The 9,865-nt window shown below is 46.1% G+C and carries 14 protein-coding genes; all 14 read left to right on the forward strand.

Annotated elements, in window-relative coordinates; translation table 11 throughout:
* Positions 1 to 36: 36 nt before the first annotated feature.
* A complete protein-coding gene (locus Q7J27_01335; GenBank protein ID MDO9527781.1) occupies positions 37 to 591 on the forward strand; it encodes an Hsp20/alpha crystallin family protein in 555 nt (184 codons plus the stop codon).
* A 232-nt stretch (positions 592 to 823) separates the two neighbouring features.
* A complete protein-coding gene (locus Q7J27_01340) occupies positions 824 to 2,986 on the forward strand; it encodes a CDC48 family AAA ATPase (protein MDO9527782.1) in 2,163 nt (720 codons plus the stop codon).
* 114 nt (positions 2,987 to 3,100) lie between these two features.
* Complete coding sequence (locus Q7J27_01345; GenBank protein ID MDO9527783.1) at positions 3,101 to 4,135, forward strand: GvpL/GvpF family gas vesicle protein; 1,035 nt, start codon at positions 3,101 to 3,103, stop codon at positions 4,133 to 4,135.
* Complete coding sequence (locus tag Q7J27_01350; GenBank protein ID MDO9527784.1) at positions 4,135 to 4,830, forward strand: hypothetical protein; 696 nt, start codon at positions 4,135 to 4,137, stop codon at positions 4,828 to 4,830. Before Q7J27_01345 ends, Q7J27_01350 begins: the two co-directional genes overlap by 1 nt.
* Before the next feature lie 72 nt (positions 4,831 to 4,902).
* Positions 4,903 to 5,658 carry a GvpL/GvpF family gas vesicle protein gene (locus Q7J27_01355; GenBank protein ID MDO9527785.1) on the forward strand — a complete coding sequence of 252 codons (756 nt, stop codon included), beginning with the start codon at positions 4,903 to 4,905 and terminating at the stop codon, positions 5,656 to 5,658.
* A gap of 84 nt (positions 5,659 to 5,742) precedes the next feature.
* Positions 5,743 to 5,982, forward strand: coding sequence for a gas vesicle protein GvpG (locus Q7J27_01360; GenBank protein MDO9527786.1), 240 nt, complete (start codon positions 5,743 to 5,745; stop codon positions 5,980 to 5,982).
* Positions 5,983 to 6,275: 293 nt separating this feature from the next.
* A complete protein-coding gene (gvpO, locus tag Q7J27_01365) occupies positions 6,276 to 6,542 on the forward strand; it encodes a gas vesicle protein GvpO (protein MDO9527787.1) in 267 nt (88 codons plus the stop codon).
* A gap of 108 nt (positions 6,543 to 6,650) precedes the next feature.
* Positions 6,651 to 7,064, forward strand: a complete 414-nt coding sequence (locus Q7J27_01370) for a gas vesicle protein GvpG (GenBank protein ID MDO9527788.1) — start codon at positions 6,651 to 6,653, stop codon at positions 7,062 to 7,064.
* 1 nt (position 7,065) lies between these two features.
* Entirely contained in the window at positions 7,066 to 7,500 is a 435-nt protein-coding gene (locus Q7J27_01375; protein MDO9527789.1) for a hypothetical protein, read from the forward strand.
* Positions 7,501 to 7,512: 12 nt separating this feature from the next.
* A complete protein-coding gene (locus Q7J27_01380) occupies positions 7,513 to 7,722 on the forward strand; it encodes a hypothetical protein (GenBank protein ID MDO9527790.1) in 210 nt (69 codons plus the stop codon).
* Positions 7,723 to 7,886: 164 nt separating this feature from the next.
* Entirely contained in the window at positions 7,887 to 8,966 is a 1,080-nt protein-coding gene (locus Q7J27_01385) for a hypothetical protein (GenBank protein MDO9527791.1), read from the forward strand.
* Complete coding sequence (locus Q7J27_01390; GenBank protein ID MDO9527792.1) at positions 8,966 to 9,316, forward strand: hypothetical protein; 351 nt, start codon at positions 8,966 to 8,968, stop codon at positions 9,314 to 9,316. Before Q7J27_01385 ends, Q7J27_01390 begins: the two co-directional genes overlap by 1 nt.
* Complete coding sequence (locus tag Q7J27_01395) at positions 9,291 to 9,647, forward strand: gas vesicle protein (GenBank protein MDO9527793.1); 357 nt, start codon at positions 9,291 to 9,293, stop codon at positions 9,645 to 9,647. The genes Q7J27_01390 and Q7J27_01395 overlap by 26 nt, the downstream gene beginning before the upstream one ends.
* Positions 9,648 to 9,667: 20 nt before the next feature.
* The coding region (locus Q7J27_01400) for a hypothetical protein (protein ID MDO9527794.1) at positions 9,668 to 9,865 on the forward strand (198 nt) is incomplete at its 3' end.

The raw sequence follows: 9,865 nt of genomic DNA on the forward strand, positions 1-9,865 counted from the left end.
CCTGACCCCCATACATAAGCTAAGGAGACAGGAATAGTGAATGAAAAAAATAAGAAAAAAGACAAAGCTGCAAAAGACGAGGGCATAGACATTGATTTCGGCTTTGGTGGTCTTTTCAAGGGTCTTACTAATCTGATGGATGCCGCTACGAAGTTGGCGGAAAAGGGTGAAGAGCTTTCCAAGAGCGGAGAGATCCGCTTTGAAGGTCTGGACAAGATCAAGGGACTTAAAGATCTCAAGGGTGTCTACGGGGTAAGGATACGCACCATGGCGGATGGCAGTCCTTCCGTCCAGCCCTTTGGGAACATCAAGAAAACTCCAAAGGGTCCCGTTGTTGAGGAGGTACGTGAACCCATCGTGGATGTGTTTGATGAAAAGACCGGGATAAATATAATCGCAGAGATGCCCGGTATCGAAGAAAAGGACATCAATATCGAAATCAAAGGGGATATCCTCAATATCAGCGCTGAAAGCAATGACAGGAAATACCAGAAAGAGATTCTCCTGTCCCGGCCGGCAAAGGCTGAAGATATGACCTGGTCATATAAAAACGGGATGCTGGAGATAAAGATAGTGAACAGTGAGCAGTGATCAGGGGTCAGGGAGCAGTGGTTAGTGGGTAGTCCGAGAATAGGTCTTTATGTCATTTCGACCAAAGGGAGAAATCTAAGATTTCTCAGTCGTGAAGACTCCTTCGAAATGACAGAGTATCGTTGACATGACAATAGTAGCGTGAGGTTTCTGTGTCCCACATGCAGCAGCCGTTGATTAGATGATTCCCCCTTTTTTAAAGGGGGATACAGGGGGATTTTGAACAGGAAAAATGACAGCAGATAAAACAATTACTCTGAAGGTTGCCGAGGCTTTATCGAAGGATGTGGGCAGGGGTATTATCCGTTTTGATCCTGCCGACTTTAAAAAGCTTGGTGTCGAAGTGGGAGACATTATTTCTATCAGCGGCAAAAGAGAAACTGTATCCAAAGTCATGCCTGCCTACATGGAAGATCGGGGCAAGGCTCTGGTCCGGCTGGATGGAATCACGAGAGAAAACGCTAAGACAGGCATAGACGAGAAGGTCACAGTAAAAAAGACAGATTTTAGCCCGGCACAAAAAATTGTTGTTGCACCTTTGACTCTGATGCGTTCTCACGACGCCCGCTACATAGGGAGCCTGCTTGAAGGACTGCCCCTGATGAAGGGCGACACAGTGAGGGCGAGACTCTTTGGAACAAGGACCCAGGATTTTGAGATTGTGTCAACCTCGCCGGAGGGGGTGGTGCTGATTCATCCCAAAACCGTAATAAATATTCAGGGCCAAAAAGAAGCAGGGGAGGGTGCCAAAAGCGGCAGGATTTCATACGAAGACATCGGGGGACTGGGCAAAGAAATAAGGCGCATTCGAGAAATGATAGAGCTTCCCCTGAAATATCCACAGGTTTTTGAAAGACTGGGTATTGATCCTCCCAAGGGAGTGCTTTTACACGGCCCCCCCGGATGCGGAAAGACCCTCATTGCCCGAGCAGTAGCCAATGAGACAGATGCCCATATCACTCATCTCAGCGGCCCGGAAATAATGCACAAATTCTACGGCGAAAGTGAGGCAAATCTGAGACGGATATTTGAACAGGCAACGTCCCGTGCGCCCAGCATAATATTTCTTGACGAGATCGACGCTATTGCCCCCAAACGCGAGGAAATGGGGGGTGAAAAACAGGTAGAAAAGCGTGTGGTGGCCCAGCTCCTGGCCCTGATGGATGGCCTTGCTTCAAGGGGTGAGGTAATCGTTATCGGAGCCACAAACATTCCAAATGTCCTCGATCCCGCACTGAGGAGACCGGGGCGATTTGACCGCGAGATACAAATAGGTATACCTGACAAGAACGGCCGGCTGGAAATTCTCGATGTTCACACACGGGGTATGCCACTGGCCGAAGATGTTGATCTTGTCCGCATATCCGAGATAACTCACGGTTTTGTAGGGGCCGATCTGCAGGCCCTTTCTCGTGAAGCGGCTATGGTTACCTTGAGAAAAATCTTTCCGGTCATTGATTTTGAGATGGAAGAGATTCCTTACGATACATTGATGGAGCTTCAGGTCACCATGGACGATTTCATGGAGGCCTTAAAGGAAGTAGAGCCTTCTGCCATAAGAGAGGTTTTTACAGAGATTCCGGATGTAAAGTGGGACGATGTCGGCGGCCTTGATGAGATAAAAACTGTATTAAAGGAAACTATCGAATGGCCTCTTAAATACGGCAAGTTATTTGAGCACGCGAAGACTATCCCGTCGAAAGGTATATTGCTCCACGGTTCTCCCGGAACCGGCAAAACTCTGCTTGCCAAGGCAGTGGCTTCAGAATCGGAAATAAATTTCATATCCGTCAAGGGACCGGAACTCCTTTCAAAGTGGGTAGGGGAGAGTGAGAAGGGAATACGCGAGATTTTCAAGAAGGCCAAGCAGGCATCACCGTGTATCATATTTTTCGATGAAATAGACAGTGTTGCGCCAATGCGGGGATCGGACGCGGCATCCCATGTGGTCGATCGCGTTATCAGTCAGTTCCTGACCGAGCTTGACGGGATTGAGGAACTGAAGGGGATTGTCGTTCTGGCGGCCACGAACAGGCTGGATATCGTTGATCCTGCCCTGCTCAGAGCCGGAAGGTTTGATTTTCTCCTGGAGCTTCCAGTCCCCGATAAAAAGACAAGGCTGGAAATATTCAAAGTTCATACAAAGGGGAAACCTCTGGCTTCTGATGTGGATTTTGATGCCCTGGCCGGCGATTCGGAGGGCCTCGTAGGAGCGGACATAGAATCAGTATGTCGTAAGGCTTCAATGTTTGCCTTAAGGAAATTTATCGAATCCGGAAATGAAGATTACTCGAAATTCCTGGTCTCAGACAGTCATTTTAAGGAGGCATTGTCAGTGGTTAGAAAACAGTGGTCAGGGGACAGGGGACAGGGGGCAGTGATTAGTGGTCAGTGAACAGAAAACAGTGGTGAGTGAACAGTGATTAGTGAACAGTAACGGCGGCATAGCCGCCGAACATTCTGATCACTGACAACTGATCACTGTCCCCTGAATTATGGAGGGAAAAGCATGAGTGCAAAAGGAAACTACATTTATGGATTCATCAGCATAGATGAGAAGAAAAAATTTGATTACGCCGGTATCGATGGAGGAGAAGTTTACACACAACCTTATCAGGATATTGCCGCCGTAGTTAGTGATTCCCCATCTATACAATTTGATTCCCTGCCGAAAGAAACTCTTCTTCTTCATCTGGCCGTCTATCAGGCCGTTATCGAAAGGGTCATGAAAAATCATTATATCATCCCGATGAAATTTGGGACCGCAGTACAGGGAGAAGAGGAAATCAAAAGGATACTGAAGAAGGGTTATGATCATATCAAAACAAGCATCATAGCTATGGAAGATAAGATAGAACTTGATGTGGTGGCCATGTGGAGCAATCTGGATGCAGTCTTAAGGGCCATTGGGGAAGAGGAGGAGATAAAAAAGCTTAAGGAAGAAGCAAATTCAAAACCCCCCGACCAGAAACTCGAGGCAGGAATAACCCTGGGGAAGATGGTTAAAACATATATTAACAGAAAAAGAGCAAAATATGCTTCCGAAATGTTGGATGCCCTGAAAAAAGAATCAAAAAACCACCGCACCCACGATGTTATGGATGATTTCATGATTATGAATGTCGCCTTTCTAATTAATAAAGATAACAAAGAAACATTTGAGTCAAAGATAGATCAGATGGATGAAAAATATCAGGGTGAAATAAACTTTAGAATAGTGGGTCCTCTACCGCCTTACAGCTTCTGTACGCTTGAAATGAAAAAGGTGGATTTTTCAGACGTAATCGAGGCCAGAGAGATGTTCGGTTTAGGCGAAGAATCCACAACCCTGGAGATCAGGGAGGCATACTGGGAATTGAGCAAAAAATTCCATCCTGACAGATATCCGGGTGCTGCGGAGGTGCAAAAGAGGTTTGAAAATATAACGAGGGCCTACCGGCTTCTCAGCGATTATTGCGAGGGAGAACAATGTTCCTTTAAGGAAAAAGACGTAAGGGAATGGCTCGTCGTCAAGCCACTGGAACAGCCGGGAGCGCATAGATAATGAGAAAATTGCTCTATGTTCCCGTTATCCATGTGGACTCTGATCTGGGAAGCATTGCTTCTGATATCGATAAAAGAAGCGCTAATATATGCGGGGAAGAGCGGTGGGAGAGGCATAAACAGAGCGTGACCATATTTTGGGATAAAATCGAGGAATATTTTAAGAAGCTGGATGCCGGAAATTTGAAAATCTATCAGGACGGCTTACTGGCGGATGGCGAATTAGGACAGAAGATCATTGAGGAAGGAGCCCGAAAAGGAAGCAGAAACTTCCGGATTATCCTTGATTTGATGGGGAGAGGGGGAGAAATCCGAAAAACGGAAGATGTTGAACTTCTTAAGGAAGAATATAATCGCATTCTTAAGCTTGCCCAGACAAAATCACTCTGGGAAAGGGCCACGGCTTATATAGGCTATAGAATCCATAAAGATAGAATAATGGAGGAAAGAGACAGATTTGTTGCGGAAACCATAAATGAAACCCTTAAGGAAAAAGAAATTGGCGTCCTTTTTATGGGGGCCTTTCACGAGGTAGTTCAACATATAGCAAAAGACATCAAGGTAGGAGAAGTGAAAAACATAGAAAAGGTTAGAGGCTACTTCAAAGAACTTATATCCGGCAAAAACAAAGACAAATACGATGAATTGACAGAGTATCTGATCGCTGATGTGGATGTTGAGGCTCCCGAGGTATAGGAAGCCGTCCTAAAACGCACCAAAGTTGTCATTTCGAGCGGAGCGAGAAATCTTATTGTAAGGAAAAAGATCATGTCAGACAAAGACGGCCAATATATATATGCCATCGTGGCAACTGACAAAGAAAAGAGCTTTGGCCCCACAGGTATCGGTGACCGCAAAGACGAGGTTTATACCGTATGCTATCAGGATATCGGGGCCGTGATCAGCTCTTCTCCTGTTGTTAAATATTCCGTTACCAGAGCAAACACAATGGCGCATCAGAACGTAATGGAAAAGGTCATGAAAGATTATCCCATGCTGCCGGTGAGATTCGGAACTATTGGAGAGGGAACAGATCTTATCAGGGAAAAGGTTTTAAAGGCCAGATATGACGAGCTTAAAGAACTTTTAACATATATAGAAGACAAGATGGAGCTTGGCCTCAAGGTTCTATGGACAAGTAAGGAAAGTACCTTCCTGGAAATCGTAGATGAAAACAGGGATATCAGGATGTTTAGAGACCGCCTCATGTCAAGGAAGGTAAGGCCGCAGCGTGATCAGGTCAGGTTGGGCGATATGGTGAAAAAAGCCCTGGAGACCAAGAAGATGAAGGAAGAAAAAGCAATTCTCGATTTATTGAAAGAACTCTGGGTGGAACATAAGAAAAACGATGTTTTCGGCGATCAGATGATTACCAACAGCGCCTTTCTGATCCGGAAAGATAGTGAAAAGGCATTTGACGAAATGGTGGATAAATTGATGACAGGGTGTGACGGCAAGATGAAATTCAAATATGTGGGCCCGGTGCCGCCATGCAACTTCGTGGAAATTGTAGTGAAATGGTAACCAGTGGGCGGATGGCAGTGGACAGTGGTTAGTGGGTAGCAACTAATGACTAATGACCAATGACAAGTGACCAATGACTAAATTATGGCTTTTATATTAGATGACATATTGCTTTCCCCTCTCAAATTGACCGTATGGCTGGGAAAGAAACTCAGGGAATCTGCCTATGAGGAGATAACCGACGAGTCAAAGATTCATGAAGAGCTGTTGTACCTTCAGATGCGGTACGAGATGGAAGAAATAGACGGTGAGGCGTATGAAAGAGAAGAAACAAAATTGATGGAACAATTGGAATCCATTAGAAAAATAAAAGAGGAGATGTAGATATGTCGGAGAAACGGGGAAGAGGGGGAGCATTTCGATGCCCCAGGTGCGGAGAGATAACTTCAGGGGGTTTGAAGAGTTGCCCTGAATGCGGGCAGAGATTAACCCTTGAATGTCCCGATTGCGGACAGACCTGGCGACATATTCACGGTTATAAATTTTGCCCCAACTGTGGGAAAAGAATTTCCGAAAAATAGGGCAAGCACAGTGGACAGTGGACAGTGAGTAGTAAAAACTACTGACCACTGACCACTGATAAGTGAGAGCTTTTCATACAAAGGAGGTAAATGAAAATGGCTTTAAGTATGTCGGAAGTGATCCAAAAAGCGCGGTCGGAGTTAAATAAACTTATTGGTTTGGAGATTTCCTCTACAGTGGCAGCAGAGAAAGAGGGCGATGGCTGGTTGATAACCATGGAGGTTATCGAGAAACACTCAATTCCGGACAGCATGGATATCCTGGCCAAGTATGAGGCCCGACTGGATCCTGACGGAAGTATGCTGGATTTCAAACGAACAGGGATGCGAAAACGCATCGATATGGAGGATGCCGAGGAGTAGAATAAACGAAAGATGAAAATCAATCGTCTGTTGTTTGTTGCCCGTTGCGGAAAAGGCAACCCACTGACCTCTAACTCCTGAACACTGTTTTTTTAAGGAGATATTCAGATGATACCCAATGCCAGCAAATATGTTCCGCCGGTCAGCCAGTATATACTTCTCGTGAGTGCGGTTTCCTCGCGAACTCTGAGCCGCAGATTGGGGGTTAAACAGGCCTGGACAGAATACAGGGATATATCAAGGAGGCGGGGCAGAGAACCGGTTGAAATAGGTTTCTTACGGTTCCTTGGTTGGCTGCTCACGCTCCCGGCGACGTTGCCGTTCTTCCCAGTCAGGGGGATTGCCTGGATAGCGGAGTCTCTTGAACATCAGGCTTCCGAAGAGCAGGATATGGAGAGAAAACTGAAAGACGAACGTCTGGGTCTGGAGATGAACCTGGAGATGGGGGAAATAACTGAAGAAGAATTTAAGAAACGATCAGAGGAAATAGACCGGGAACTCGAAGAGATTAGAGGTTCATAGAATGACCCTGCTTAGAAGTTTTGGACAGGTAGATGAAGAAGGAAGGATCGCCTTGGGGAAAAATTTTATGCTCCAGATGGGGTTGGAACCGGATTCCGTGGTGGGACTGGAAGTGATTCGCATAACCGGGAGCGGGCGTTATCCGTACCTTATTGTTCATGGGTTGGATCGGATACCGAGGCTTACGGCCCTCCAGACGGTCTTCTATCAATGTCCCTGCCGGATCGATGAGGAGGGTCGAATCGTTTTGGACGATAAAGTGATGTCCGAATCCGGTTTTGAGCCTGGTCTTTCATTGGAGTTCAAGTTATCCGGACCCGCAAGTGCCCCATGGCTGGCAATCAGAAACAAAGGGCCGGTCGGATTGACAACCCTCCAGGAAAAGATGGGACTGAAAAAGCAGAAAAGATGGAAAACGATGACATTGGATTATTGACGGAGAAAAAACATGAAATATTCAACCGGCAGAGAAACAAAAGTTAAATATTCTACGGCAATGAGCTGGGATGAGTATGAAAAGAAGATACGCCGTTCCCGGGTAAAGTACTCCACAGGAAAGGGAGCCCCTGTAAGATACTCCTGCGGTATCATGCCGGATGATGACTCATCCGAGCAGGAGAATAATAGTCCCGAACGAGAGGCTGACTCAGAGGAGTGAATATTCTTGCCAATAAGGCGGCGTATATGAAAACCCTTTTCTTCATATTTAACGATGCGCAACCTTTATGGCGAAGTGGGGCGTAACTGAGGTCTGGATAAAGATGAGAGAAATATCCCGGTAAGTTCGTATCAGGATAGATCAATAGAATAGGGGAGGCAGATATGGCGAGCGGAAGTGAAAAGAAAGCTTTACAAATAATCTATGAAACAGGTGAAGAAACCACAAGCCATATCGTAAGCCGAAAGCTGGGCATAGATACGGGATACGCAAGACTTCTGTGTATGAACCTGGCTCGACAGGATTATGTAGATTTGAAAAGATCGGGCCGCTTCAGAATTACCTTTAAGGGAAAAAGAGCACTGGGTAAAACATCCGGCATTGAAACAGGAAAAACGGACAAAGGTATTTCATTTAAAAGACTACATCAGGAGCGGTCGGGATGGGGGGTTATGTCCAATAGTAGTTACAGAGCTGTTCAGTCTTTCGATAAGCCCGGGCAGGAACAATTGATCTGGTCCACGGCAAAAGTTGATAGATCGGGGAAACACTTCTCTAAAGGGGCCGGGGGGATAATGATTGGAAAGCTGCTGACTGAAACAACCTATCCCTGCGGTTTTTGCAGAGGGAAGGGAGAAAAACCGAAAGGAACCATATGCCCAGTATGCAGAGGGGCTGGAAAAGTTACCGTAAATCCGCCAGCGGTTGTTTGTGCTTACTGTAAAGGGGGAGGCGAAGAGAAACCCCGAAGCAAAATTACCTGCACTGTCTGTCGCGGCACGGGCTTTGTGAGCGTTACAGAACCGGTAGAAGGCTGCACACACTGCCGGGGAACAGGGAGAGAGTCTGGCAACAAGCTTCCGTGCTTGAAATGCCGGGGCAAAGGTGTGGTGACAAAGCCAGGTTCCAGCCCCGGGAAGGCTATGCCTCCAAAGGAAGACTTCCACCGCCAGGCAAGGTTTCAAATGGAGCAGAAGAGAAGGTTTCAGGAACGTCCGGCAAAACGAAAGAGAAGCCCCACTGCCAGCGAGGTAGAGGTGCTGGGGTTTTATTGCGAGTCTAAACAACGAAAGAATCCTATCAACGTGAGCAACTATACCGGTATGTCTCCGGCATATGTAAGCGTGTTGACACGGTCTCTGGTGGAAAACGGTCTTTTAATGGCAATTGCCCCGAGACAATATGAGATTACACCACAGGGGGAAAAGATTCTGCAAGGAGATCACAAAGCAGGTGAACTGTAATGGGAACGATTAGTGTTCAAAAGTTGAGAGCACAGAATAAAACTTTTATCGCAGGGTACAGGCAAATGAGTAAGGATAAAAGCGATTTTCCTGTTGACATATTTGAGGGAGAAAGAAAGATACGTTTGATAGCTGAGTTGTCGGGGATTGATGAAGAGGATATCAAGGTTGACTTAAACGAAAAAGTTTTAGTCATATTCGCCAGCGGAAAAGACAGAACTTATTACAAAATCATCAAATTGCCCCGTCCTTCTGAAAAGATAATCGGAAAATTATACAATAATGGCTTTTTAGAGCTTATTCTGGAGAAAAAGGAGGATAGTGATGGCCTTAGAACCATCTCGAACTAATGATCGTGTCGGTTTGGTCGACGTAATCGACAGAATCCTGGATAAAGGGCTTGTAATTAATGCCGATATTACAGTGTCTGTGGCGGGGGTTGAACTGCTTGGAATTAAGATACGTGCTGCCCTTGCATCCTTCGAGACGGCGGCAAAATATGGGCTGGAGTTTCCATCGGGAACCAATTATGAGACCGCAGCATGGCAGGAGGCGCAAATAGCCAGAGAGAATTGCCCCCAATGCGACAAAAGGGTGCCTACAGAAGAGCTCATCAGCACCGGCTGCCCTTGGTGTGGCTGGGTCAGTGCCAAGGCAAAGGCATTAAGCCAGCCGGCCTGATATAAATAAGGGGGATGGCTATGGATAAAAAGAAAGAAAATGGTAAAGAAGAGGAAGGAGTATCAGGAGAAATTCTTAAAGGGATTGGCAAGATGATTCCAGGATTGGGCGGATTGTTCAAGGGCCTGGAAAAATCCCCGGCTTTCAAGGAAAGATTAAAAAAGATTGATGAAGAAGTAGAGCGTAAATTGAAGGAAGCTCCTTTGAAAAGGATAGAA

It is taken from the genome of Syntrophales bacterium (assembly GCA_030655775.1).
Lineage (GTDB): Bacteria > Desulfobacterota > Syntrophia > Syntrophales > JADFWA01 > JAUSPI01.